General features: G+C 55.7%; 16 protein-coding genes, 12 pseudogenes and 1 other annotated feature. Of the genes and pseudogenes, 10 read left to right on the top strand and 18 right to left on the bottom strand.

What is annotated here, in order from left to right; genetic code table 11:
- The first annotated feature begins 473 nt into the window (after positions 1-473).
- Positions 474-1,637 carry a sulfotransferase domain-containing protein gene (locus MFF24_RS26785; protein WP_343898778.1) on the top strand — a complete coding sequence of 388 codons (1,164 nt, stop codon included), beginning with the start codon at positions 474-476 and terminating at the stop codon, positions 1,635-1,637.
- 230 nt (positions 1,638-1,867) lie between these two features.
- A pseudogene (locus MFF24_RS29130) lies at positions 1,868-2,044 on the top strand (ISL3-like element ISAzs13 family transposase); the annotation flags it as partial.
- Here MFF24_RS29130 and MFF24_RS26780 read toward each other — a convergent pair.
- Together MFF24_RS26780 and MFF24_RS26775 are read right to left on the bottom strand one after the other, a co-directional pair.
- Complete coding sequence (locus tag MFF24_RS26780) at positions 2,015-2,200, bottom strand: hypothetical protein (RefSeq protein ID WP_238228968.1); 186 nt, start codon at positions 2,198-2,200, stop codon at positions 2,015-2,017. The pseudogene MFF24_RS29130 and the gene MFF24_RS26780 overlap by 30 nt on opposite strands.
- Before the next feature lie 136 nt (positions 2,201-2,336).
- Positions 2,337-2,438: pseudogene (locus tag MFF24_RS26775) on the bottom strand (IS6 family transposase); the annotation flags it as partial.
- Between the two features lie 50 nt (positions 2,439-2,488).
- Here MFF24_RS26775 and MFF24_RS26770 point away from each other — a divergent pair.
- Positions 2,489-2,866 (top strand): annotated as a pseudogene (locus MFF24_RS26770) (transposase); the annotation flags it as partial.
- Positions 2,746-2,862 (top strand) — a sequence feature (AL1L pseudoknot). It overlaps the preceding pseudogene by 117 nt.
- Here MFF24_RS26770 and MFF24_RS26765 read toward each other — a convergent pair.
- Positions 2,853-2,984, bottom strand: a pseudogene (locus MFF24_RS26765) (DDE-type integrase/transposase/recombinase); the annotation flags it as partial. The pseudogenes MFF24_RS26770 and MFF24_RS26765 sit on opposite strands and share 14 nt — an antisense overlap.
- A gap of 48 nt (positions 2,985-3,032) precedes the next feature.
- A pseudogene (locus MFF24_RS28930) lies at positions 3,033-3,239 on the bottom strand (recombinase family protein); the annotation flags it as partial.
- A 118-nt stretch (positions 3,240-3,357) separates the two neighbouring features.
- On the opposite strand from MFF24_RS28930, the gene MFF24_RS26755 reads away from it, so the two are divergent.
- Entirely contained in the window at positions 3,358-4,782 is a 1,425-nt protein-coding gene (locus MFF24_RS26755) for a phosphohexomutase domain-containing protein (RefSeq protein ID WP_238228967.1), read from the top strand.
- A 36-nt stretch (positions 4,783-4,818) separates the two neighbouring features.
- On the opposite strand, the pseudogene MFF24_RS26750 reads toward MFF24_RS26755, so the two are convergent.
- Positions 4,819-4,902: pseudogene (locus tag MFF24_RS26750) on the bottom strand (IS6 family transposase); the annotation flags it as partial.
- A gap of 125 nt (positions 4,903-5,027) precedes the next feature.
- Here MFF24_RS26750 and MFF24_RS26745 point away from each other — a divergent pair.
- From MFF24_RS26745 to MFF24_RS26735, 3 pseudogenes are all read left to right on the top strand, one after another.
- Positions 5,028-5,898: pseudogene (locus MFF24_RS26745) on the top strand (IS3 family transposase); the annotation flags it as partial.
- Between the two features lie 66 nt (positions 5,899-5,964).
- Positions 5,965-7,105: pseudogene (locus MFF24_RS26740) on the top strand (IS3 family transposase).
- Positions 7,106-7,364: 259 nt separating this feature from the next.
- Positions 7,365-7,667 (top strand): annotated as a pseudogene (locus MFF24_RS26735) (integrase core domain-containing protein); the annotation flags it as partial.
- A 38-nt stretch (positions 7,668-7,705) separates the two neighbouring features.
- On the opposite strand, the pseudogene MFF24_RS26730 reads toward MFF24_RS26735, so the two are convergent.
- Positions 7,706-7,837: pseudogene (locus MFF24_RS26730) on the bottom strand (IS21 family transposase); the annotation flags it as partial.
- Between the two features lie 236 nt (positions 7,838-8,073).
- Here MFF24_RS26730 and gmd point away from each other — a divergent pair.
- The 3 genes from gmd to MFF24_RS26715 all read left to right on the top strand — a co-directional run bounded on the left by gmd (position 8,074) and on the right by MFF24_RS26715 (position 12,710).
- Positions 8,074-9,057, top strand: a complete 984-nt coding sequence (gmd, locus tag MFF24_RS26725) for a GDP-mannose 4,6-dehydratase (RefSeq protein WP_238228970.1) — start codon at positions 8,074-8,076, stop codon at positions 9,055-9,057.
- Positions 9,058-9,125: 68 nt separating this feature from the next.
- On the top strand, positions 9,126-10,118 hold the full coding sequence (locus tag MFF24_RS26720; RefSeq protein WP_238228966.1) for an NAD-dependent epimerase/dehydratase family protein: 993 nt from the start codon (positions 9,126-9,128) through the stop codon (positions 10,116-10,118).
- A gap of 39 nt (positions 10,119-10,157) precedes the next feature.
- Positions 10,158-12,710 carry a glycosyltransferase gene (locus MFF24_RS26715; protein ID WP_238228965.1) on the top strand — a complete coding sequence of 851 codons (2,553 nt, stop codon included), beginning with the start codon at positions 10,158-10,160 and terminating at the stop codon, positions 12,708-12,710.
- 349 nt (positions 12,711-13,059) lie between these two features.
- On the opposite strand, the gene MFF24_RS26710 is transcribed toward MFF24_RS26715, so the two are convergent.
- From MFF24_RS26710 to MFF24_RS26655, 12 genes and pseudogenes are all read right to left on the bottom strand, one after another.
- The gene (locus MFF24_RS26710) at positions 13,060-13,272 is read right to left on the bottom strand and encodes a hypothetical protein (RefSeq protein WP_238228964.1); all 213 of its coding nucleotides are present in this window, start codon (positions 13,270-13,272) and stop codon (positions 13,060-13,062) included.
- A gap of 388 nt (positions 13,273-13,660) precedes the next feature.
- Positions 13,661-13,867, bottom strand: coding sequence for a hypothetical protein (locus MFF24_RS26705; RefSeq protein ID WP_238228963.1), 207 nt, complete (start codon positions 13,865-13,867; stop codon positions 13,661-13,663).
- 117 nt (positions 13,868-13,984) lie between these two features.
- Entirely contained in the window at positions 13,985-14,290 is a 306-nt protein-coding gene (locus tag MFF24_RS26700; protein ID WP_238228962.1) for a hypothetical protein, read from the bottom strand.
- 169 nt (positions 14,291-14,459) lie between these two features.
- A complete protein-coding gene (locus MFF24_RS26695; protein WP_238228961.1) occupies positions 14,460-14,771 on the bottom strand; it encodes a hypothetical protein in 312 nt (103 codons plus the stop codon).
- 12 nt (positions 14,772-14,783) lie between these two features.
- Complete coding sequence (locus MFF24_RS26690; protein ID WP_238228960.1) at positions 14,784-14,951, bottom strand: hypothetical protein; 168 nt, start codon at positions 14,949-14,951, stop codon at positions 14,784-14,786.
- Positions 14,952-15,056: 105 nt separating this feature from the next.
- A complete protein-coding gene (locus MFF24_RS26685; RefSeq protein WP_238228959.1) occupies positions 15,057-15,260 on the bottom strand; it encodes a hypothetical protein in 204 nt (67 codons plus the stop codon).
- A 40-nt stretch (positions 15,261-15,300) separates the two neighbouring features.
- Positions 15,301-15,768 (bottom strand): annotated as a pseudogene (locus MFF24_RS26680) (AAA family ATPase); the annotation flags it as partial.
- A 54-nt stretch (positions 15,769-15,822) separates the two neighbouring features.
- A complete protein-coding gene (mobF, locus tag MFF24_RS26675; RefSeq protein ID WP_238228957.1) occupies positions 15,823-17,082 on the bottom strand; it encodes a MobF family relaxase in 1,260 nt (419 codons plus the stop codon).
- 388 nt (positions 17,083-17,470) lie between these two features.
- Positions 17,471-21,202: a glycosyltransferase family 4 protein gene (locus tag MFF24_RS26670; protein WP_238228956.1), complete on the bottom strand. Its 3,732-nt coding sequence runs from the start codon at positions 21,200-21,202 to the stop codon at positions 17,471-17,473.
- Positions 21,203-21,732: 530 nt separating this feature from the next.
- Positions 21,733-22,761 (bottom strand): hypothetical protein, encoded by a 1,029-nt coding sequence (locus MFF24_RS26665; protein ID WP_238228955.1) that lies wholly within the window; start codon positions 22,759-22,761, stop codon positions 21,733-21,735.
- Between the two features lie 69 nt (positions 22,762-22,830).
- A complete protein-coding gene (locus MFF24_RS26660) occupies positions 22,831-23,898 on the bottom strand; it encodes a hypothetical protein (protein WP_238228954.1) in 1,068 nt (355 codons plus the stop codon).
- 367 nt (positions 23,899-24,265) lie between these two features.
- Positions 24,266-24,952, bottom strand: a pseudogene (locus MFF24_RS26655) (cupin domain-containing protein); the annotation flags it as partial.
- Positions 24,953-25,060 lie beyond the last annotated feature (108 nt).

The raw sequence follows: 25,060 nt of genomic DNA, 5'->3' as shown, positions 1-25,060 counted from the left end.
CCACCGCCATCGAGGACGCGTTCGCCGCTGTCCGACCGGATGAGTGCCGAAACTACATCACCGCTGCTGGATACGATGCCTATGAGCCAACCTGAAAGGGCACGGCTCTAGGAGACGCAGGCAATGGCGACCACCTGCGACATGGCCAGGATCCAGGAGCTCGACGGACGGTCCCGCACGTGGCAGATCTACAACGATGATGAGTTGATCGGGCGCGTGCGGCGCTGGTAGGAAGGCTAGCCGGACGAACTGGTCCGGGAGTGGTTCACGGCTAAGCGGTGGAAGGAAATCTTCAACGTCCTTCTTGAAGGCACGCACCCGATCTTCGACGAGGCTCTCAATCGCATCGTGCTCTACATCGAGGGAATATGTCACTGTTGCGCTCACCGCGCGCTCTTCGGTGTCGAATTCTTTGGTCGAGTAGCCACCCGTGTTGAAAGCAAGCGTTATTTCAAAATAAGGCACCCCCTTCAATGTCGCAAATGCATATAAATAAATACAATGTTATAGTTTCACTTGGATTGTATAGAAGCGCTTCGACTTGGATGTTTAACGTCATAAAATCTCTTGTCAGTATAGATTATAGTATAGTTTCAGTATTTGCAGATAATATATTGGAGTTAAATGAGCTTTTGCAAAATAATGATGAAGTATTATTGATTAAAACACATATTCCAGATCCCTCTCTTCAAAGTTTTATCAAATACAGCAATGCAAAGGTGCTGATTACAATTAGGGATCCTTTGGATTGTGTCGCCTCATTTATGCGTCAATTTCATTTATCTTTCGAAGATGCCCTTAATCGAGTTAATAGAAGTTGTTTGTCAATTCTTGAACTGAAATCGATCGTTGACCACGCAATTTTTATTTATGAAAGTCCAGAAAGTAGAAATGCGAGTATGGTGCTGGAGATAGCCGATTTTCTGAAAGTGACAGCTAGTGATACTCAGTGTGAAAAAATTGCCCAGGAGTTAAAATCTGAAAACGTGCGCAACTTCATCGACAAATTAACTGACGAGAAATATTTTAGTGATTCTTCACCTGCTGATCAGTATCATGCCGAAACTCACTGGCATCCGCGGCACGTCGGAGAGGGAGCATCCGGGCTGTATTGCGAAGTGTTGAGCGAGCGGCAAGCGCAGCTTGTCAGGTACACATGCAAGAAATTTAGAAATCATTTCGGATATAATATTCACGACAAAATATCATTAGTTCGCTCCAAGTCGACCATATTATTTAGTGATATTGATCTCGCATATTGCTGCCATGGGTTCTTTTTCCCGGAAGATTGGGGTATCTGGACAGTTGAAGATAGCGCTCTATTAATCCTTCCTTTGCAGAAGATTTCTAGCACAATAAGACTGAAAATGCAGTGTGTTTTAAGTCCGGCGATGAGATCAAGTAGCGGTACGAGCTTATCTATTATGCTCAACGAATGTCGCATCTTCGATCTTGATGATTCAGAGTCAAACGCCGAGCCGCTTTATATCTCAGCATTTGCCAACTTAGAACCTACCGATAGAATACTAATGAAGATTGATTTTCGCAATCTTAGAGCAAATAACGAGATTGATAATAGTCCTGATACCCGAAAACTTGGAATTGGACTAGTCAAGCTACAAATTGAATATCAATAGATCGTGTCTTGTGCTGCGTGCGATCCGTTCCTCACGCTCAGCAAAACGGCTCGCCAGCGCACACGCGCGTAGCGACTTTAAAACTACGGTTTTGGGTGGGCGGAGCAGCGCCGCCGAGACTGTAGCTGCCGTTGTGAAACTGGCTCTCCGGCATTTGTGGTGCATCCAGACGGCGAGTCACGGAGCCGCACAGATCGTGAACATCAGGACTGGCCTGCACATCTGAGTTGGTGCCCAAAAGCCTGCTGCCCCTCATCCCTGCCGGTCTCGTCGTCGATCAGGTCGACCTCGAGCCTGACCAGATCATCATCCGTACTCATCCCCGCGCGACGACCGCCGGCTGCCCGGGGTGCGGGGAGATCTTGGCTAGGCCTCACTCACGCTACACTCGCATCCTGGCCGACCGTCCATGGCAAGGCCGGCGCTTCGTCATCGCGGTCCAGACGCGGCGATGGCGTTGCCCGCAGCCCCATTGCCCTCGCGGTGTCTTTGCTGAGCGCCTCGCCGGCTTTGCTCAGGCCCGCGCACGCTGCACTCACCGCCTCGGCGACCTCCAGCACCACCTCGGTCTCGCGCTCGGTGGTGAAGCCGGCGCAAGCCTGGCTGGGCGCCTCGGCCTGCCGGTCAGCCCCGACACTCTACTGGGGCCTGTCGCAAACTCGAGTTCAGGCCGCAGAAGGGCCTCCCCGCCTTTCATTTTCACGCTTTGTTCAGGAGAGAAAGTCCGAAGCAGGTGGCGAGCAGCTGGTTCTGCTCCCTCACCGTCCACGCCACTGAGAACCCGAAGCCCTTGCGCAGCCATGAACCGCCCCGGGATTTTCGGAGGCTCTAACTCTTGAGAGAATGGAGCCATGACGAAGCGAACAGCCCCGTTTTCCCTCGAGGTGCGCGACGTCGAGGGCGAGCATGGCTCGCAAAGGTCAGCGATCCAGTCGATCGCGGCCAAGATAGGTTGCTCGGGCGAGACAGTCAGGAACTGGGTGCGCCAGTCTGAACGCGCTCAGGGCGTGCGGCCTGGCCAGACGACGAACGAGCGTGAGCGAATCAAAGCGCTCGAGCGAGAGAACCGCGAACTGCGCCAAGCCAACGAGATCCTGCGCAAAGCGTCGGCCTATTTTGTCATGGCGGAACTCGACCGCCGGCCGCGGCCATGATCAGCTTCATCGACGATCATCGAGAGGCCTACAGAGTCGAGCCGATCTGCAGGCTGCTGCCGATTGCCCCGTCGACCTCGATCGCTAGAGCCTCGCGCGTGAAGGCATCCATCACCGTCAGGGCTCGTAGCCAGCGGCCGTCGAAGAGCGCGTCGGAGACGAAGTCCATCGACCAGCGCTCGTTGGGCCGCACTGGCGATCCCGGATCGTCTGTATGCCCATGTCGATAGGCTGCGAGCTTACGCACGATATCCTGGAGATCGCCGAGGGAGCGAGCGAGGCAATCGATGCGGGTGACCACGAAGGTATCGCTCTTACCGATAAAATCCATGACCGTGCGCAGCTCGGCGCGGCCAGTGACAGTGGCCCCGGTGACCTTCCCGGAGCGGATAACGCTGCATCCGGTGACAGCGAGGGCGGCGAGTTGGAGGGAGAGGTCCTGATCAGTGGTGGTGGCGCGCGTCCTCTATGATAAGCCGAAGTAGGGACTCTCGCATGCGCGGTGAGTCCGAGCACCGGCACATCCCGACCGAGGCGCCTTTGCATCCTTCCGCGAGCGGAGACTCATGAGCAGCTTGAAATTTGGAACTTCCGGACTGCGCGGCCTCGTGACGGATCTCGTAGGGCAGCCTAGCTTTGCCTATGCTGCCGCGTTCTTCGCCTCGGTCGGCAGGGAAGCGGGAGCCAGCCGAGAGGTCGTGATCGGGCGTGACCTGCGCAACAGCAGCGCGGGGATCGCTGCAACCGTTGCCACAGCCGCGGCGGCCGCCGGCCTCACGGCAATCGATTGCGGCCCGCTGCCGACGCCCGCCCTCGCCCTCGAGGCGCGGCGGCGTGGAAGTTGCGCCGTTATGGTCACCGGCAGCCACATCCCCGAGGATCGTAACGGATTAAAGTTCTATCGCGCCGATGGCGAGATCACCAAAGCTGACGAAGCCGCAATTCTGGCAGCTCTCGGTGAGGTCACGACAGGCGCTCCTCTTCCTCCAGCTGTCCCGGCGAGGCAGGAACCAGACGCGATCGCGCGTTTTCGCCGTCGGTACCTCGATGCTTTCAATGCGGACATGCTGTCCGGTCAGAAGATTGCTGTTTACCAGCAAAGTTCCGTCGCTCGCGACCTGCTGATCGACGTTCTCGCCGGTTTCGGGGCCAACGCTGTGCCGATCGGCCGATCCGAATTGTTCGTTCCGATTGATACCGAGGCCCATCGGCCAGAGGACGTTGCATGCATCCGCGATAGCATGGCATCAGGTGACTTCGACGCGCTCGTGACGACCGACGGTGATGCGGATCGGCCTCTGATCGCAGATGGCACTGGTCGCATCGTGCGAGGGGATGTTCTCGGGCTCATCACAGCCCGGTATCTTGGTGCCGATACAGTCGTCGTGCCCGTGACAGCCGGCTCCGCCATCGAGCGTGCAGGTGGCTTCCAGCGCGTGCTGCGTACCAAGGTCGGCTCCCCCTTCGTGATCGCCGGTATGGAGCAGGCCGCGAGGGATGGTGCGAAGGTCATCTGCGGCTTCGAGGCAAATGGTGGGTTCCTGCTCGGGTCAGATTGTCCGGTCGGTGCCAAGGTCCTCCAAGGCTTACCGACGCGCGACGCGGTACTGCCGATCTTGGCAACTTTGGCCGCGGTACGGGAGGCCGCAACGCCGCTGGCTGATCTGGTCGTCGCGCTTGACGTCGGCGAGACTGCGAGCAATCGTCTCCCCAACGTCGCTGCGGAGCGGAGCAGCGCTCTCCTCCGGCAACTCACGGATGAGACGTTCCGTCGGGATTTCCTTCGCCCCGTCGGGATGCCGCAAGCGGTTGACGAGCAGGACGGGGTCAGAATCGGACTCGATGGCGAACGGACGATCCACTTCCGGGCATCGGGCAACGCACCCGAACTGCGTTGCTACGCGGAAGCGAAGTCGGCCGAGGCAGCCGAGGACCTGGTTCGGTGGGGTCTCGCGGCAGCAGCAGCGGTGATGGACAGGAACGCGGAGTAGTATCGCCTCAACCACTCCGCCGCCGTCCCGCTTTCGCGCTTTGTCCTCAACGGGAGGACCGACGCAGTGCGTGAGCAGCTGGTTCTGCTCACGCACCGTCGAGGCACCCGCGAACACGAAGCACGTGCACGCGCGCTGGCAACGTGAGCTGGCGGAGGTCGGAGCGGATCCTTGGCGAGGCGCTGACTTTGCCCCCTGGCCTGCCCTCGTTCTGAAGCGAGGGTCCGTCGATGAGGAGACGGACGATGAAGAAGAGCCGGTTCAGCGAAGAGCAGATCATCGGCATCCTGAAGGAGCAGCAGGCTGGGCTGCCGGTCGCTGAGATCTGTCGCCGTCATGGCATCAGCGACGCGACGTTCTACACGTGGCGCTCACGCTACAGTGGCATGGAGGTCTCAGACGCGCGCCGCCTGAAGGCGCTCGACGCGAAGAGCCGCAAGCTCAAGAAGCTCCTGGCCGACGCGATGCTCGACGTGGCGACGCTGCGTGAGGCTTTGGGAAAAAACTTCTGACGCCCGGCGCACGGAGAACGGCCGTGAGCTGGGCCATCGAGGAGAAGGGCTACTCGCAGCGTCGCGCCTGCGGGCTGATCGGATTGGCCCCGAAGACGTACCGCTACGCCTCAACGCGGGGTGACGATGCGGCTGTGCGGGTGCGCCTGCGCAGCTTGGCCGGCGAGCGCTGCCGGTTCGGCTACCGGCGCCTGCTGATCTCAGCTTGCGGCGGGAGGGCCTCACGCTGAACCACAAGAAGCTGTTCCGCCACTATCGGGAGGAGCAGCTGTCGGTGCGAAGGCGGGGTGGGCGCAAGCGAGCTCTTGGCACGCGAGCGCCGGCCGCCGTGCCCCAGGAGCCGAACCAGCGCTGGAGCCTCGACTTCATCTCCGACACGCTCGACGATGGGCGGCGCTTCCGCATCCTCGTCGTGGTCGATGACTGCACGCGGGAGTGCTTGGCGCTGGTGGTCGATACGTCGCTGTCCGGACGGCGCGTCGCGCGCGAACTCGACCGGATCATCGCGGGCCGAGGCAAGCCGGTGATGATCGTCTCGGACAACGGCACCGAGTTGACCTCGCACGCCATCCTGCGCGGGCAGGAAGAGCGGGCAGTCGCGTGGTGACCTGACCGGCTGGCTTTGGGCCGGGCTGATTGAGAGGATCAGCCGGAACGGAAGGAGTCGGACATGCGGCGAGGTCAGAAGACGAGCGCGGAGCAGGTGGTGCTCAAGCTGCGCCAGATCGAGGTGCAGACAGCCCAGGGCAAGAGCTTGGCGTTGGCGTGCAAGGAGGCGGAGATCTCCGAGCAGAGCTATTACCGCTGGCGCAAGGAGTACGGCGGCCTGCAGGTCGAGCAAGCCAGGAAGATGAAGGATCTTGAGCGCGAGAACGCTCGGTTGCGCCGGCTCGTGGCTGACCTATCCCTGGAGAAGCAGGTGCTGGCGGACGTCGCCTCGGGAAACTTGTAGCCCCCGAGCGACGCCGGCAGGCAGTGGACGGGATCCGGGAGAAGTATGGTCTCTCCGAGCGTCACGCCTGCCGGATCGTCGGCCAGCACCGCGGCACACAACGCTACGTGCCGACCGTGCCGGCCGACGAGGATGAGCTGACCCGCGCCATCGTTGCCCTGGCATCTGAGTACGGGCGCTACGGCTACCGCCGTGTCACCGCGCTGCTGCAAGCAGACGGCTGGCAGGTCGGCAAGGATCGGGTTCAGCGCATCTGGCGTCGCGAGGGGCTGAAGGTCCCTAGCCGACAGAGACCCCGCAGCCGCTTGTGGCTGAACGACGGTTCGTGCGTGCGGCTACGACCGCTCCACCGCAATCACGTCTGGAGCTTCGACTTTGTGCGGGCCCAGACGCACGACGGGCGAAGCCTGCGCATCCTGACGCTGATCGACGAGCATAGCCGGACGTGCCTGGCGTTGAAGGTGGCGCGGCGCATCAACAGCCTTGGTGTGATTGAGGCGCTGGCCGACGCGATGTGCCTACACGGCATCCCGGAGCATATCCGGTGCCACAATGGTCCTGAGATGATCTCGAAGGCACTCTGCAAATGGGTCGCCAAGACGGGCCCTCAGATCCAGTACATCGCCCCGGGCTCGCCGTGGGAGAACGGGTATTGCGAGAGCTTCAACGGCAAGCTGCGCGATGAGTGCCTACGCCAGAGATCTTCTACTCGCTGAGAGAAGCACAGGTCGTAATTGGCCTATGGCAGAACACCTACAACCGTGTCTGGCCGCATTCGTCGCTGGGCTACCGGCCGCCCGCGCCTGTCAGCTTCTCGGATCTAGCCTTCCGGCTACCCATGGCCACCACCATGCAGTAGCCTCGCAACTGGCCCGGTCCAAAATACCGGTCAGGTCAGACCTCGTTGCGGGCTTTGGCGACGTCGATGGCTACGAGAACGCCGGTCGGCGGCGTAAGCTGTGGTCTGGTCATGGTCGATCCGTCTCCGGAATGAGGCTTCGAACACCGTCACTCTAGAGACCTGCTGATCGGCCATGACCGCCCAGTGCGGCGCGCTGCCCTCAGCATGGCTTCGCGCGCCGCCCCAGAACCGTCAAGCCATCTTCCCGATGTGCTACGGACCAGAGTTGACCTCGCACGCCATCCTGCGCCGGCAGGAGGAGCGTGCGATCGCGTGGCATTACATTGCGCCCGGCAAGCCACAGCAGAACGGCTTCGTCGAGAGCTTGAACGGGCGCTTGCGCGTCGAGTGTCTGAACGAGCATCTGTTCCGGAGCCTGCCGGCGGCCCGGCCCCTCATCCAGGCGTGGCGGGTGGACTATAACACCTGCCGCCCTCACACGAACCTCGGCGGGCTCACCCCGAACGCGTTTGCAGCCCAGTCTAAACAAGACCAAAACCAGAACGGACTCTGGTTATGAACGGGGGCAAACAGGGGGCAAGGTCACGTCGCCTGCTATTGCGCCTTCAGTTCCGGCTGCCAGGAACGCACCCGGAGCTCCACTGAGCGCAGCCCGATGATGATGCCGTACTCACTTGCCAGTTCCTAATCGAAGACGTCCGCGTTCCCGGCAGGCTGGAAGAACCGCTTATACCGCAAAATATGCTTATAATCACACTCATCAAATCGCGATTTTCAGATTCTAGGATTGTCTTAACTCGACATGTGCTTATTTTGTGAAGAGAGTTTGATATTAGGATCATCCAAAGCATAAGGAAAAATTCGGATGGCACGGTCGGGGTTGACGTGAGGTGACTGCTGCGTCACACGTCGCTCGATTCGAGTGCTTGATCATCGTGGCATCTAAATATAACCTGGAGCTAACTATGGGCGAAAAGCGCGCACTTATTACAGGCATAACTGGCCAAGATGGAGCCTATTTGGCACAGCTTTTGCTCGAAAAAAATTACAAAGTCTATGGGGTGGTGCGCCGCTCTAGTCATGCTGGCGTATTCGATCATCGTTTAAAGTGGTTGAATATCGCTGACAAAGTAACTCTGCTCGACGGTAACTTGATCGATTTGTCAAGTTTAGCTAGAATTTTTCAAGAAGTGCGTCCAGACGAGGTTTACAATCTTGCTGCGCAGTCTTTCGTTACCGCTTCATGGCAGCAGCCTATCTTGACTGGTGAAGTTACCGGAATTGGCGCTGTTCATGTACTTGAATGTGTACGAACCCTCGCCCCTCAGGCCCGCTTCTACCAAGCATCCTCGTCAGAGATGTTTGGGCTTATCCAAGAAGATGTCCAAAGTGAGTCAACGCCGTTCTATCCGCGATCTCCCTATGGAGTAGCTAAGCTCTACGCTCATTGGATGACCGTGAATTATAGAGAGAGTTTCGGGCTACATGCATCAAATGGTATCCTCTTCAACCATGAGAGCCCACTAAGAGGCATCGAATTCGTTACCCGGAAAGTGACTGACGGAGTTGCGAGAATCAAAGCCGGGTTGGCAACGGAATTGCGACTTGGGAACATAGATGCGAAGCGTGATTGGGGACACGCTAAGGATTATGTTCAAGCCATGTGGCTAATGCTACAACAAGACAAGCCGGATGATTATGTTGTTGCTACGGGCCGTACAACCACAGTGCGTGATATGTGTAACATAGCATTTGAGCATGTTGGGCTAACTCCAGATAACCATTTGGTTATCGACGAAAAGTTGTTTCGCCCTGCCGAGGTGGAAGTACTTCTGGGAAGCCCAGCAAAAGCAGAAAAAGCGCTCGGCTGGCGGGCAGAAACTAGTCTTGAAGCAATGATCTGCGAGATGGTTGATGCAGATCTTGCTCGGATAGGAGCGCTTGCTTAATCATAGATGTCAAACCTGGGCCGGTACTTTTTCAAGAAGTACCGGTTCAATGACGGGAACTATGACCTTTGAATGAGAGAACAAGAGATAGCCGCCGCCTGCTGATCACCGGTGGAGGAGGCTTCGTAGGGCGGCATATGCTAGCTAACCTTATGCGAGAACGCGAACCCGGAGATCGCATTATTTTAGCAGGTCGATCGTCTTTACCTACGCACATCGATGTTGAAAATTGCAAATTAGACCTATTGGATAGCGAAAGTGTAGAGAGATTAATACAAAGCTTAGTCCCCACCCATATCCTACATCTAGCCGCGGTTTCGTCTGTGCATCAGGCCGCTAATTCCCCAGCGCAAACCTGGCACAATAACGTCGGTGGATTGCTGAATCTTTGCACAGCGGTAACGAAGTATGCCGCTGGTGCCCAGTTTATATTCATTTCTTCGGGTGAGGTGTATGGTCGCGCCTTTTTAGCTGGTGATTCACTTACTGAAGACACAATACCTTTGCCAGCGAATCTTTACGCACGCACGAAAAGGGCCGGAGAATTCCTAGTCGCAGATATTTTAGGATCAACTAGCACTTCATACGTAATACTTCGTCCATTCAATCATATTGGCCCTGGGCAAGATGAGCGCTTTGTCATTGCGTCCTTCGCTGGGCAGATCGCTAGAATTGAAGTTGGGCTCGCAGCACCGGTCGTCGAGGTCGGTGACCTTTCAGCGCAACGTGACTTCCTAGATGTCGAAGACGTGACTAATGCTTATCGAGCTGTCGTCGATGCAAGTGATAAGCTTCCACAAACAGCAATTTTCAATGTTTCATCTGGCAACGCTCGGTCCATAGATCAATTACTCGTGATGCTTAAAAAGCATGCCAATGTGAATTTCGAAATACGACTGTCACCAGATCGCATGCGTCCCGCAGAGATACCATTCGCAGCAGGAAATCCAACTGCTTTGATCGAAGCCGTTGGATGGAAGCCGTCGATCCCAATCGAGACTACAATACATCGAATCTTGCATGCGGCACGCCTGCGTATAAATCAATCTACCAGCGACTGACTCATCAATTTCCTAAAATTCAATTTTTAGGATTCAACCATGCTGCTCAAGCACGCGAGAAAAAAGATGAAAATCTTTCGAAGGGCATTGGTGCAGAAACAAACTGTCCATCAAACCATCGAAGGTGTTATTGACATCGTTGATGATGAGCGTGTCGTTGGGTGGGCATATGATACCGCCGCTCCCGAACGTGCCTTGCTGATCAAAATACTCATTGATGGTCTAGACGACCCAATCATTGCACTTGCTAATGTCGATAGACAAGATTTGCGAAACGCTGGTAAGGGCAATGGACAACACGGGTTCGACGTTTCGATTAAGGGGTTGGCAAGCATAGGGTCGCAAATTCGTATCTATACTCTCGAACATGGGAGAGAGCTGCACGGCTCGCCAGTTCGAATTAATCTTGCAGAGTTGGCAGCGCGATCGCCTGTGGCCTCTAATTGTCTACGGATGGAAGCGTATAAAGCACAGAAGTTACTTAATCCAACTTCGTCGGTGAAGGAAGAAAGCCGCGCAAATATCACAAATATTACGTATCGCACCCGATCTCAGCCAGACGTGCTGTTTGAAACTGAGTCCCCAGACATAGATCCTGAGGGGCTAATCACTCGCTATGTCAATTTCGAGCATCACCGCTTCAAGCAGGACCAGCATTTCTCGTTGACCGGCAATCTAGGTGAGCGGTTGCAAATTTTGCACTGGTATTTAGCAGGCTATGGTCCACATCGCGCTTTGCCATTACCACTCTCTAAACAGCAAATTGAATTTCTCAATTCGCCAATACCGATAATAGGTCTTCGTTGCGAAGTTAGTATCGCTGCATATAGTTTCATCCTCAATGAGCCTTCAAAGAGTTATGATTTGCGCAATGAAGCTGCGTTGCAAGAAGCTACCTTTTGGTGGTGTGTAGAGCGATCTCCATTGGTTGCCCCGAATGGTGATTTGATTACAGATCAACAGGTTTCGTTGCTGACTAAGAGCGATGGGCGAGACACATATCAAACCTATCCCATTAATTATTTTCTGAGACGGCTTTGGGAGCTCGACCCGTCTCTTACAACTCTCGATCTAAAGTCCGCGGTTTCCAGGGCTGTCTTGACGGCTGTAGTGATGCTGCGTTGTGCAGAACGTCCCTACTATGCGAGATTTCTGCCTCGCTCTTCCGTATCCGCATTGCTTGCGCCGCACACTAGACAGACTGATAAGGATTTTTCGAACGACTTTCTTCAGCTTATTTCGCAAACACTCAAGGACTTTATGGAATACGATACAACTGGCCGAGCCGACCCAAAGCAATCTGCTAAGAAGCTGATTGAACAATTGAATGCGCATCTCAACCGCAACGGGTATGCTTTTTCACGAGCGACTCGTTCAAAGACTTCTGAGATGAATGCTGGTCTCTGTTTCAAGCCTGATCCTAGCATCATTGTGGAAGCGACGAGTGGCCTCGAAGTCGGCGTGGCAGTCATCGGTCCAACTCGTGCGACCTCTGGTCTCGGGCAAGCAACCCGATTATCGATAGATGTGCTTGGTAAAGCTGGACAGGACATATCGATTCTGGACTTCGGCCTAGATAATCCGGCGCCAGTCGGATTTACGTCATCAGTCCGCACCCGAAAACTTACTACTCCAAAACAAATTAATTTACTCCATTTGAACGCGGAATCTATTCCTTTAGCATTTGCTTATTTGGACTCAAATGTCTATCGCCACTCCTACAATATTGGTTATTTTTTCTGGGAACTTGATCAGCTACCTAGATGTCATTCGCTTGCCCTAAGAATGCTCGATGAAATATGGGTTTCATCTGAGTATAATCGCGAGATATACGCAAAGTTTGCCGAGGTACCCGTTATCAACGTTGGAATGGCAGTCGAAGCACTGCCAGAATTCAGCTCGACAACCAGAGATCGTTTTGGGCTTGATGAGCAGACTTTCTACTTCTTAGCGACTTTTGACTCGTTCTCTTTCGTGGAGCGCAAAAATCCACTCGGTGTCTTGGCCGCTTTCCAACACGCCTTTCCTGCCGCTGGAAGTGAGAGAGTTGGCTTAATATTGAAAACTCAAAACCGAACTCGAGTAGACGATCCACATCAGGTTAGGGTTTGGCAGGCGATTGATGATATTGTGAGGCGTGATCCGAGAATTAGAATCATTGATGAAACTTTTAGCTATAATGATCTGCTCGCCTTTAAGAAGTTGTGCAATGCCTATGTTTCACTCCACAGGTCGGAGGGCTGGGGCTTCGGACTTATAGAAGCCATGCAACTGGGCATACCTGTTATTGCAACGGCATACTCTGGTAATCTCGAGTTTTGCAGAACCGAAACGGCTTGGCTGGTTGACTATGAGCTCGTTACACCGAATCAAAACGAATATATATTTGTTGAACGGGGTAGTCGTTGGGCGCATCCATCAATCGAATCCGCCGCCTCAACGATGCGTTTAGTTTTTTCTAGCCCTATCGAAGTAAGTCAACGGTGTGATGAAGCTCGCAGAGTCGTGCATGAGGAATTCGGATTGGTCGCAATTGCTAACCGTTATCAGGCTCGACTTGACGTGATAAAAAACATTATTAGCGGTCAGTAGCTATGTCAGCGTTGTCCGTCATTCTAGTTTAATCGATATTAGACCAAGAGAATAATATTGTCCCTATCTGGTGAGAACCTAATCGTCCCGGTAGTCCTATGTGGACGAGGAGCCGGCAGCGCTCGCCGCGCGGGGCGCGGCCTTAGCGGCGGGCCATGTTGGTGGCGGTCGCCGTCTCATCGAGGAAGACGAGCGTGTCGGGATCGAGGTCGGGCTGAGCCGCGCGACAGGCAGGCCGCCACCAGCTCGCGGGTGCGGGTCTGGAGTTCGGCGAGCTCCTCCGCCCGATTGCGGGCGAAGTCGATGACGGGATGGATCCGTCCCGGCTCAGGCACCTCGGGCGAGGACATCAGCGGCCTTCCTTCGGCAGGATGACGACCCTGGCGAGCTCGGCCGACATGGCTTGGAAGAAGCGGGTGATGTGGTCGCGCACGAGCTTGAAGTCGCCGACCGGCATGTTGAAGCGGTCCGCCCCTTCGGCTGCGTCGAGCGCCATGACCTTGATGAAGCGCATGCCCGCCTCTTCGACGGGCTGCCAGAAGTCGGTCAGCATCGCCGGCATGACGAGGTGAGGTGCCTCCCCGATCAGGGGCTGCAGCTGCGTCTCGTAGAGCCGCCGGCGCGCCGCGATCGAACCGGTTCTCGACCAGGACCAGGCGGGCAGAAGGCACAGCCTTGCGAAGAGCCCGCCAGGTCATGACCGCCCCCTCGATGGCTTCGGGATCAGCCTGAACCAGGACGAAGGCGATCATCGGTACGCCCCAGTCACGCAGATCCTGCTCCAGGTCGACCTCGCGCATGTAGTCGCAGACGATCTCGGCGTCCTTGGCGCCTGTATCGAACAGGACTGATGCGCCACTGGTCCGGATCTCGGCACAGGCGGGGTAGAACGGCGTCAGCGCGGTGCGCAGCAGGGCCGGCTCGGTCAGCAGGCGCTCGGGGTCCGGGCGCTAGCTGGTGACGGCGGTTCCCAGCATCTGCTGCAGGCGCGGCTTGTCGTCGGACTGGAAGGCGACACAGGCGTGGCCGGCCAGGGCGAAGTAGTCGGCCAGGACCGTGGCCTGGGTCGTCTTGCCGACGGCCGAGTCCTGGCAGAAGGTCGTGAACACGCCGGGTGCGGTGACGGGAAGGGCGTGGCTCTTCGGGGTCCTGGCCATGACGCAACTCCTGGGACGACGCTGAGAAGACGGGCCCGCGCGCCAGGGATCACTGCTGGTGACACGCTCGATCGGATCTGGGGGAGGGGCCAGCGTCGCCGCCGGCCCCGGAGGTCCTCAGCTCGGACAGTGGGCGGCGTAGGCCGTCACCAGGGCTAGCATGCCCTCGACCCGCGGCAGCAGCGCCGCGAGCCGGGTCTCGTCGAGGGCTGCCAGGCCCTTCTCGAGCCGGTAGGCGTGCTCGCCCCTTCCGGGCAGGCCGAGCGCATCGCTCACCACCGCGTCGGCGATGTCGAAGCAGCCCGGGTCGGCCTGCCTGATGAGGTCGATGACGACCTCTCGGACGAGCCTCGCGCGCTCGAACACCGCGGCATTGCCGGTGCCCTGGCCGGAGGTGGGGTGGGGGACGGGTCCAGTCGCCATGGGAAACTCCCTTTTGTGGCGATTGCGCGATCCGCCTATCCCGTGTCCGGCTCAGCCTCGGGACGGATCGGCGAGGGCTTGCCTCGACCCCGTCACCATCGCCCCGTTCCGACCCTGCACAGTCGAGCATCCGATTGTGCAGCGAGGCCTCCGCCAGCCTGGATCGCGGTCAGAGATCGAGGCTTTGGCCGCGCTGCAGAGCGCGTTCGGCTGACGGCAGGGTGTTGGTGGTCGCACCGAGATCGAGCGTGGTGATCTTCCGGTTGAGGCGCGACAGGCGTGCGCCAAGAAAGGCCATCCGTGCTTCCGGCGTCGCCGGTCCGCTGGCTGCGTCCGGATCGCGCTCGGCGCGGACTCGAGCATCGAGCAGCCCGGTATCGAGCACGATCCGGGTCGGGCCTCGCGAATGGCTAAGCGCCACGTAGCTGTCGTGCCGGTCGAAACTCGCATCGAGCACGACGGTCGCACTCTCGGCGGTCAACCCCTGCGAAGCCTAGGCGGTCACCGCGAGATCGTGCCCGAGCCGTACGCCTCCTTCGGCATCCAGGAGATCCCGGGTCGAGAAGCGGATCGGCACGCTGCCGATCCGCGCGATCAGGGCGAGATGGCCATCAGGCTTGGCCGCGACCCGCTCGACCCAGGCCGTGGTCCCATTGATCACCCCGATTGCGTCGTTGCGCAGGCCGAAGCGGATGTGATCCCCGAACGCGAGGCCGAGACGATAGCTGCGGCCGGACGCATCGACGGCCGCAACCCTGTGCTCGGGTCAGCTCAGCCGGCCCGATGCGCGCCAGCGCACCCGGATCTCGGTGTTGAGCGCGCGCACCACCGCGTTGGACTTGGCGATGAGCAGGTGCGTTGCAGCAGGAGCACGCTCCTGCTCACCCATCCAGGCGCTGACCGCGGCCTGAATGGTTGCCCGCGCCCCGGTCTGCTCCTCGACGAGATCGTGTCGGCCGAAGATGCGCATAGCATCTGGAACACGTGCCTCCGACATCGCGGTCACCGCTTCACGGCGTAGGACGCGCGCTGGCGCACGATGGTTGCGATCCGGGCCGGAACGCTGACCTCGGCCAGCAGGCGCAGGGCCGGTCCGGCGGCGATCGCCTGAAGCTGGGCCGATCACCCACCAGCACGACCTTGGCACCGCGCTCCCGGGCGAGCGTGAGGAGGCTATGCATGGCGCGCGAACCGATCTGGCCGGCCTCGTCGACGAGCAGCACGGTGTTGCAATCGAGTACAGTTCGATCCGTGCGCGCCCGGGCAAGCAGGCTGTCGACGGCCCGAGCCTCGACGCCGAGTTCCTCGTGCAGCATCTGCGCCGCGCGCCACGCCGTAGCGGTGGCGAGAATGGTCTTGCCCAGACCGTGATACCGGGTCGTGACCAGTCCCAAGATCGTGGTCATGCCCGAGCCGGCAGTTCCCTCGATCAGCGCGAGCGCAGTTGGTCCCGTGGCCAAATGGGCGGCCGCACGCTGCTCGTCCGAGAGACCGGCTTGCGCACACGCCCGATCGAGTCTAGCCGCCGCCGGTCAAGGTCGAGCGGCCAAGTACCGGCCGTGGCCGACGAGCGCGTGTTCGATGGCGACAAGCTCAGGCGTCGAGAATAAGGCATGTCCGTAGCGGTCATGCCCGAGGACACTCAGCCGGTCCCCGGTGCTCAGCCGGGAAATCTCCGTCTCGACGCGCTCGGGTCCCGCGCCCGTGCCGACCAGGGCTGCGGCGACCGCGGCAACGAGGTGCCGGCGCTCTAATACAAACTGGTTCTGAGTGAGGACGTCCGGCAGAACATCGATGCGGGAACGAACCACGTGTTCCTGCACATTGAGGGATTGCGTGCTCGCAAAGCGCAGCCCCGGTAAGAAGTCCGGCCCGAGGCCCTGTTCGGCGGCCCGCTCGCGCCAGTACCGGAAGCGGTCGGAGTCGGAAGTGAGCTTGTTGCTGCGCGTTGCTCGATTGACGGCTGCAGCGAGCGCGGGAGCAGCGGCGCTGGCGAGCGGATATTCGGCCAGACGCTCTTCGACCTGACGACGCCGGGCGGAGAAGTAGGCCTTGATAGGCTCATGGATGGCCGGTCCGTCGCGGCCGGCGATCTCGAAGGTGCCGTTACGACCGGTGGGCGTGATGGCGTAGCCAAGTCGTTGCAGGCCCGCCGCGAGGCTGGCGTGATAGACCGCGCAGCAGGCCATCTTGAGCGCGTAGATGGCGCGCCCGTCGATGGCCCCATGCACGGTAAGGGTTTGATCCTGGGCGTCAGTGAGTTGAGCTTCGCCGAGGTTGGCGATGCAGAGATGGGTATGCAGAGCCATATCGGCGAAGCTGCGCCCGTCCATGTGTCGGGCAGGCCGTGCTTCGGCATGCTGGAAGGCCGCAATGCTGCGCTTGGCCGACAGAACGATCCGGACTCCGCGCCCGCGGCGAATGAAGCACGCCTCGCGGTTGAGGAGGGCGGCCACGGCCTCGGCGGCTTGACGCTGCACGGCCTCGATCCTGGCGCGATGGTCCGCATCGGCCAGGGCGTAGACGATGCTGACACTATTGGGAGCCGAGAGCGTGACGTCGAAATTACCGACCCGGCGTCCGGGCGGTTGGCGCACCAGCACACGGCCGTCGGGACCGAGCCCGGCGTGCAGCCACTCGAACAGCGTGGGCTCGACCTCAGTGCCGGGAGCGATGCCGAAGGTATCGGGCTGGGAGAGCCAGATGCCCTTGGGCTCTTGACCGCCGAGATAGTACGTGCTGCAGCGCAGGTAATAGCCTGGATCGCCCCCCTTGCCGACGGTTGCAACCATCCCCGCCTCCTGTTCGAGGCGAGGATCGGGCAATCGGGTGCATGCACACTCGGGCTGCCGATTGTGCAGCGGATCGGCAGCCGAAGTGTGAGGGCGTGCGGCTGATCCGGCTGCGGGCGTCTGTCGCTACGGTTCCGGGGTTGTTACGTCCTTTCCTGAGCCGATCAGGCCATAGACGCTGGCTCGGCCGATCCCCAGCTGCCGGGCGATCGCCGATGGGCCCAGCCCCTCCCCGGAGGTCGCCTCGGGCTTGCCGCTTCAGCTTGAGGGAGACGGCATTGACGATCATGGGCCTGCTCCGAGTAGCGACGGCAGGCTGGGCAGGAATGGTTAATAACTCGTAAGCGGGGATCTGTTTGTGTTTGCGACAGACCCCCGAGTGAGAGCTCTACTGCGTGATTTCTCTACGGATCCTGATTTTGAATTCCTCCGACTGGAGGATCGCGTGGATGACACGAGTCTTCCCATGGTGCGGGTCGCTCAGCAAAATGTTGTTGAATGTCTCGCGGCCCCCTTCGTCGACGCCACGGCCGAGGAGAAGCTTGTAGCAGCCCTCTACGAACTGATCGCCGTCCAAGTGATGCAGCCGCCCGACTTCGTCTGTCGGCGCCTTGAGGACATTCATGCTCGATAACTGCGCTCTCGCCAAGTCAAACGGTTCGTCGCCAACGTGTAGGGAGAGAAGTACGTCAGCAAACACGTCATCGGCGGCATTCGCAAAATCCGACACGTACTTTCGCTCCGCGCTGGACAGATCGCGCTTCACGATCTCGGAATAAGCCAATATCTCCGCGGAGGACGCAGGATACGGCGTTTCGGACTGACGATCTGCCGATGAAATTAGGGGGAACTCAACGTTTTTTGAATTCATGATGTCATGTTGAATATTTGCGCTTATGATCATTGCTACGTCATCAGGACCTTGCCCCCGGCAGAAAGCTTCAATTCGATTCTTAATTTGATCGCGAAGGCCAGCGTCGCCAATGATCTCGGATATGCGACGGCATATTCCGACCGGCGTGACATCGTCAATGATATCGATCACATTTTGAATGTTGGAGAAGATGGGTGTTTTGGTGCCTACGACGGGACGTCGCGCCGCCAATCCTTGCCGAACGGAAGCACTGGCCGATTCTTCCGAATATCCATAGGGATACACGATTACATCCGCAGCCGAAAGCAAGATATTGATTTGCTCAAGGTCCATAAAATCCGTCATCATCGTCACGCTCGACGACAGGTCAAGTGATTGGATAAGTTGCCTGCAAGTGTCCGCAAGATCCTCAGAATCTTTGGCAGGAAAGACGGCCGTCGCCAGAATCAGATGAGCTTGATCAAACTGCTTTTTGAAAAGCGCGAACGCCAGGATAAGGTCGATGACGCCTTTGTTGGGGAGCAAGAAGCCGTTAGTTGCGACGACCGGAGCACCCACGGGAAGCCCCAGGGCCGCGCGAATACCTGAAGCTGGTAGACGGGGATACTCGTCGATATAGAGAGGAATTAGGGTAACATTGTTGTGGATATCAAGTGATTGCAAATAATTCACATCGTCGACACTATGCACATAGATCCGGTCCACTATTTTGAGTTCATCTGCGCAAGTTGATAGGCTCACCTTCCGGCTACCGATGAACGAGTCCGAAGTTTTATGAAAAACAATATGAAGCGGTACTTGATTGGATTTAAGAATATTAAGACCTTTTACGAGATCGTCGAGCTCAAAAAAACCAAAATTGAATTGAACGAGCACGGCGTCAAAATTCTCGTCGACTGCCTTCTGACATAATATATGGAAGTTACCGTCGAGGTGCTGCCATATCCGAAGAACCGAGCTCGCTTCCTTACAGAGATCCAGAGAAGACTCGTTCGTCGCCCAAAATTGCACATCGAAGATCGTCTTGGATAACGACCTGCATATAGCAGCATTGTAAACTGCTATTCCGCATTTTGTGTTGAACGTTGATATAGATGCAATTTTGATGGTCTCCTTGAGAGGCCGATCGCTATCGATTGTCTCAGCGAAGGTCATGATATTTTCCACTACTACGTTCCAGTCTTTGCACGGATACGACAATTCCGGAACCACGGAAATCTCGTTCGCTCTTGCGCGCCGCAACTGCATCGCTAGATCTTGTACATTGACCACAGCCCAGTAGGATGTAGCCTCTGCTAAGTGACTAGTAGAATATTCGTAACTATAATTGAGGAGGATAGAGTTTTGCTCGTTGCAAAAATCCATATGTGCGCCGGTACCGGTGACCAACAAGAGCTTGCCGGCGGCTAGGCACTCAGCTGCCGGCAGGTTGAAGCCCTCACCTCTCGTGGGAAGAACGATTGCATCTGCCAGGCTGTACAGACGAGCCATTTCTTCTTCGCTGAGATTGTCATTATTGACAATTATCTGAGGAGCATTGCCAGCACCATTATATATTTCCACCATCGTCTCATCGATGATACTTGAAACATTTTCATAAGATTTAATTACCAGCAGGACATCGTCTTGCTTCGAGAACGCGGTCACATAGGCTTGGATCAGTTCGCGTATGCCCTTGCGAGGGAGACCGGACGAGACGTGTAGGAATATGAACGGCTTTTTCCACGGCTTCGGCGGAGTTACCCGATGATTCGTGACAAGACCGCTCCCGACGACCGCGATTGGAACATGGACGCCACTGTCCCGGAACACCTTGGCGCAGTAGTTTGTTGGGGCTAGCAGCCCATCGAGCTGCATGTTGATCTGTCTAACGATATCGACTGGGAGTCTACTCTCTTCCCAGTATAAATAATGTAATCTGATATCAGAAATGTTCCCGCGAACCCGCGGCGGATACATATTGCGCAGGCTGATAGTTCTAGCAGAGATATCGACTTTGCGCCGCAAGGGCTCAAGGAGCTCAGGGCTTCTGTTCAGCTCCTTGAAATCGAAACGGTAATCGTCCGTTCCTTCCCGCGGCAACGCTACGACTTGTCGGTCTGGCCCTTTGTCAATCGCGGCTACCAAGGCGCGATTGACCTGCGAGAGCGAATAGGATCCCGCCAACGGACCTTCGACGATGACTTGTTCGGTTCTGGCCGCACGCGGTGTCGCTTGGGGCAGTATGTCTCTGAGGACATATTTCGATGGGTATAAATCTGCAAGGAATTCGATTAGAGAAGTGAAGGTATTTTCAATCGAGAGATCAACGGCGCGACAACGTTGCTTCGAGATGAAACGGCGTCGTGACGTCCGCGACTTGAACACCATTTCGAACGCATCGCAGAGCTCGTCAGGATCTAAGGTTTCGAGGAGGTGACCGGCGCCGCCTAGGGTGCGCGGTACTGCTGTTGTAGCGTATGCGAAGACAGGGGTACCAAACGCCATCGCTTCGATCAGGGGGACACCAAAGCCTTCGTGCTGGCTGTAGCTGACATAAGCATCTGCTGCGCGGTAATACCCATAAAGTTGCTCGTTCGATACGGAACCTCTAATCTGCACTTGATTATGAAGATCATGCTTCTTGATAATGCCATTGATCAGATCGAGGTATGAGTTTCCATGGTCAGCATGACCGCAGAGCGTCAGACGTACTTTCTTACCAAGGCGTTCCTCAATCCTCGGAATTGCTCTGACAAGGTGGTGTTGCCCTTTGTTTGGACAAATCCGTCCCACGAACAATAAATGCCAGACATCATCAAAGTGATTGAAAGGCTCGCCAACATATGGCTTCGATGGAAGATCCTTGAAGTTAGAAAGGAGGCAGATAGACTTGACGTTACTAAAGCCGCGCTGCCTAAGAGCACTAGCGTTGAACTCTGAGTCGCAGATCGCTCCATCAATGGCATCCTTGAGCTGCCACAACTGCTGATAGGCCGTGATCGCGGCAGCTCTCAGAGGATCGTTCTTGGAAAAGAAATCTGGCTTCGTAATGTTGTGATACAGAAGTATCTTGCGGCATGGAGTCGACAAAACTTTATCGATCAACCCGTTTTCAAATGAATGCCGAATTATCAAAATATCATTTTCTTCAACAAGATGCTTATCGAATAATTCTATACGACCATTGAGTTCAGGATGGATTGTCTCTGCAAAGATTTTACTGTTAATCCCAATCTTATGTAGTGCGCCTTGTAGTTCAAACATACTATTTGTGATAGCATCACGTGGGTGGTTGCCAGAATGATACTGGTGTATGGTCAATTTGCTACCTGCCTTAAAATTTGAATTTCTGCATTCTAGATTAACGTAAGTCATCGTTCGAAGCTGCCTTTGACGTGGATGGTATCGTTCCCACAGGTGCAGGCCTCAACAGAGACCTTTCCATTCCGGCAAAATCTTTCATAAATTCAACAGTCGAAAGTCTCCGCCAGCCAGAAGGTAGGTAGCCTCATTCTCGTGCACAAATATAGTTCTCGCGATCCACCATCACCACAGCGGTTCTGTGTCTCCCGCACCTATGCCCCCGGCTCCTGTTCCCTCTTGCCATATCACGGCGGAGGATGCGGCCCCCGCCGCAGGCTTCACGGATACGGCGCAGTGCGTGATGGGATCCATACTCCCTTGCACGCCGTTTCAGTCTATGGCCAGCATCATCGTCCGAGCTGGAGGCAAAGTAACTACAAATGGCGAGGGACATGGTCGTACGAGTTTCATCAAAATTAGGCATTTATTATTTACTTTAGTGATTTGAGGGGGGCGACATAAACTAAATTATATTTTTTCAATTCAAGAGAAAGGAAAATATTATCGTTAACTCGTAAAACACTTTCGTACACTCCTCCATTTAGTTCATGGTTCCATGTGAACTCAATAGTTAATTGATTTTCTCCTGCAATCAGGTGCCTATGTTCAGCGTGAATGACCGCGTTTGTATGGGTTTTTTTTCTCATAATATTGAGTTTAACACTAGATGGTTGCGAGCTGCGAAGCGTCATCTCTAGACGATAGATGCCTGGCGCAAGATCTAGATAAGGGCCAGAGAAAAAAGGATTAGTTGAATCGTGAAAATCGCTTCGCAGTACATTTGTATCATTGCAGTGTGTTGCATAGTTACTTCTAAGCTCGAAAGTGCTATCATATCCAAATTCTATAATTGATATTTGGAAAAGATTATAATGCTGGACTTCTGATGGGTCTGAAATCAATTTGATAGCCGACGTGTTCCTTTCAAAATGTTCCTGTAGCGAAGCCACGGCTGAGATATGGCTTTCACGCGCTGATAGCCGTTGGTAGTTTATAGTATTACGCGGGCCAGATATTTTTTCTCTCAGGATCGTTGTCGAGGCACGATAATAGGCGACCCTTCCGGCGGGGACTTCCGCGAAGGTTTCATTTTCGCCCCTTTCTATCCCGACCTGATCCTTGCCTTCGCGCTCATCTTGACGGGATATTGACACAAGTTCTTTTATGACTCTGAAGTGCTGGGCGTCGATCACATCCGGCTTGACAAGATTCATTAATTCAGGATAACATCTTATGATGTTCCTTGCGGCGAGTATATAATCACGGCTCGCGCGATCGGAGAAGAAGGCCGCACGCTCGAGAAAATCGGCGTAGAGCTTTAGACTGTCTGGCACATCCCAATGTGACGGCCTCTCATTTTTTTTCATTTCTAACATCTTTCCATCGACACTGTAGGGCCAGCGCCGCCCGATCGTCCCACCGTAGCGACACGATCGGGCGGATATGGACGGAAGCATCATGTTGTTGCAGATCGGAGCCTGTATCGTACGATGCGTTGGTCTACCTGCTTTATTTAAGATTACGTTCCCCTAAACAATTGGCGAGTTGAATGCATGGCATTGTCTCAGCCTGCGCATGAATGTTTCGGCGGCGTATTTTTCGCGGCTTTTGTTTCTGATTTGGTCTTTCAAATCATACTTTACGTATCGGTCGTAGTATTCGGATACAACGTTTGCGCAGACCGTGGGTGTATTATATATCGATAGTAGCGGCCCACCTTGCATATGCTGAAGTCTATAATTATCGAAAGTCTCGGCGTATGTTATGATACCGTTTCCAAGTTGCATGTTTTCATAAATCGCGTATCCATGAGTTTCAGTAAAGAACGAAAAGAACAATGTTGCCTTCGAGTAATGTTCAGCAAGATTTCGAAATGGTATCCAGCCACTGCTATCGATTTTTTTGATAAAATTATTTTTCAAGAAAAATTCTTCCATTTTATCGCTTTTATTCCGATAAAATGAGACTATTGAAAAATCCATACTGTATAATATTTTACATGTTTTGACGGCGTGTAAATATAGGGCTACTCTTATGTCCGTCGAATCATCGAGGATGTCTACCAAAGTTTCATGAGGTTCATCAAGAAATATAATCCTATCGTTGTGATTGGTGATTGGCAGCCACGACTGCGCACATCCTAAAGGTACGACCGGAGTTGGTGCTGACCCGAGTTCGGAAAAGGACTCATATGAGAATACGGTCTCATATTGACCGGAGTGCGCGGACAAAAACTGATTGAGTGCCGCCCCCCGAACGCCGGGATGGGCCATGCTTCCAGGTAGGTCTGAAAATACAAAGATCGGTGATTGGTAAGACTCGATACCGCCCACCTTGCTGAACGCATCTAGCAAATTACTGAAATAGAAATCAACTGTTATGATTGGATTTTTAGTCGTCATATCAGGTACAGTGATCGTTCGTGATGGTCCATCATCGCTCTCTTGAGCGACGAGCCACCGCGCTCCCAAGATTTGCAAAAACGGATTTTGCAAAATGTTTGTATGATCGATTATGTAGTCTGGACCCAGTCGTGCGACCTCAGGGGCGTAGGGGTTGAATATATCAATTTCACATTCGGAAAGATATTTCGGCATGGGGCTTATAACCTTGCTGATCGTTTCATCGCCATACGCGACGTGCCTTGATGTACCCGGCTGGCGATCGTTTCGAAATCACGCTGATGTCATATATCGTGCTTGCATAGCTTGAGGAACCCCGTAGTGTCGGCGCTTCGTTGCGAGCCTTCGCCGATCTTCAAGATCACCGGGAGTTCGTCCGCTGCTTCAGTGCCAAGCCCAACGCTGGGGCGAAAAGATGCGGCGGAACCCGATTCAGTTGATTGCTGCTCGCCATTTTCCTCGGTGCACCCAACCGGCCGATGCTTTACCATCGACATGCCGATCGCAAAGCTCGCTGGTATCATTAAAATATACATTCCAGCTATCATAGTTAAATTCTAGATTAATGAACTATATGCAATGCAATCATATATTTTATGCAATCTTCTGATCTTCCATACATATTCCCAATTCTGATAAGATAGTGTTTTCCAGTATAACCACCGGCCTGCATCTCGATCTGAGAGAGAGAAATCTTGCCTCGATTAGCCAGCCGGTGCACGCTACCGATCGGTAGGTAGATCGTTTCATTTTCGTGCACGAGCGTGACAGCTTGATTGACCGTGACCTCTGCGGCGCCGCGCACCGCCATCCAATGTTCGGCCCGATGGTGGTGCTTCTGCAGCGACAGTCGCCCGCCCGGCTTCACGCTGATCCGCTTCACCTAGAAGCGCGACCCAATGTCGATGCGCTGGTAGGAGCCCCAGGGCCGGTACATCAATCGGGGCGCGTCCGCCTCTGGCTCGCCTCGCCGCCGCAGGTTCTCGACCAAGCCTTTCACCTCCGCCCCAGCGCTCCGGCTCGTCACCAACACCGCATCGTTTGTTGTCACCATAACCACATCGTTGAGGCCGCCCACCGTGGCCAGGATCTCGCCGAAGGCATGGACCAGACTGTTGCGGGTGTCACTCACCGCTACCCGGCCGAGCAGAGCGTTGCCGTCAGCGTTCCGGTCCGAAATCTCCCACAAAGCACTCCAGGTGCCAATGTCCGACCACGGGAAGCTCACCGGCAGCACTCCGGACCGGCTAGGGCCTGTCGTCGCCTGAACGGATTGCGAATTTTGGCGTTTTCTCGGTTTCGAATGAGGAGACGTGATGCTGTCAGACGCACAGTGGGGTGAGTTGGAGCCGTTGAT

Origin of the sequence: Methylorubrum aminovorans (assembly GCF_022179725.1) — a bacterium.
Lineage (GTDB): Bacteria > Pseudomonadota > Alphaproteobacteria > Rhizobiales > Beijerinckiaceae > Methylobacterium > Methylobacterium aminovorans.
The sequence above is the reverse complement of the archived record's forward strand: the minus strand, read 5'-3'. Positions and strand labels throughout refer to the sequence as shown.

Coding starts and splice junctions, on each gene's coding strand:
- MFF24_RS26785 (WP_343898778.1), top strand. CDS start 474: ATGTCGCAAATGCATATAAATAAATACAATGTTATAGTTTCACTTGGA.
- MFF24_RS26755 (WP_238228967.1), top strand. CDS start 3,358: ATGAGCAGCTTGAAATTTGGAACTTCCGGACTGCGCGGCCTCGTGACG.
- gmd (WP_238228970.1), top strand. CDS start 8,074: ATGGGCGAAAAGCGCGCACTTATTACAGGCATAACTGGCCAAGATGGA.
- MFF24_RS26715 (WP_238228965.1), top strand. CDS start 10,158: ATGCTGCTCAAGCACGCGAGAAAAAAGATGAAAATCTTTCGAAGGGCA.
- MFF24_RS26710 (WP_238228964.1), bottom strand. CDS start 13,272: ATGCCGGCGATGCTGACCGACTTCTGGCAGCCCGTCGAAGAGGCGGGC.
- MFF24_RS26705 (WP_238228963.1), bottom strand. CDS start 13,867: ATGGCCAGGACCCCGAAGAGCCACGCCCTTCCCGTCACCGCACCCGGC.
- MFF24_RS26700 (WP_238228962.1), bottom strand. CDS start 14,290: ATGGCGACTGGACCCGTCCCCCACCCCACCTCCGGCCAGGGCACCGGC.
- MFF24_RS26685 (WP_238228959.1), bottom strand. CDS start 15,260: ATGCGCATCTTCGGCCGACACGATCTCGTCGAGGAGCAGACCGGGGCG.
- mobF (WP_238228957.1), bottom strand. CDS start 17,082: ATGGTTGCAACCGTCGGCAAGGGGGGCGATCCAGGCTATTACCTGCGC.
- MFF24_RS26670 (WP_238228956.1), bottom strand. CDS start 21,202: ATGTTTGAACTACAAGGCGCACTACATAAGATTGGGATTAACAGTAAA.
- MFF24_RS26665 (WP_238228955.1), bottom strand. CDS start 22,761: ATGATGCTTCCGTCCATATCCGCCCGATCGTGTCGCTACGGTGGGACG.
- MFF24_RS26660 (WP_238228954.1), bottom strand. CDS start 23,898: ATGCCGAAATATCTTTCCGAATGTGAAATTGATATATTCAACCCCTAC.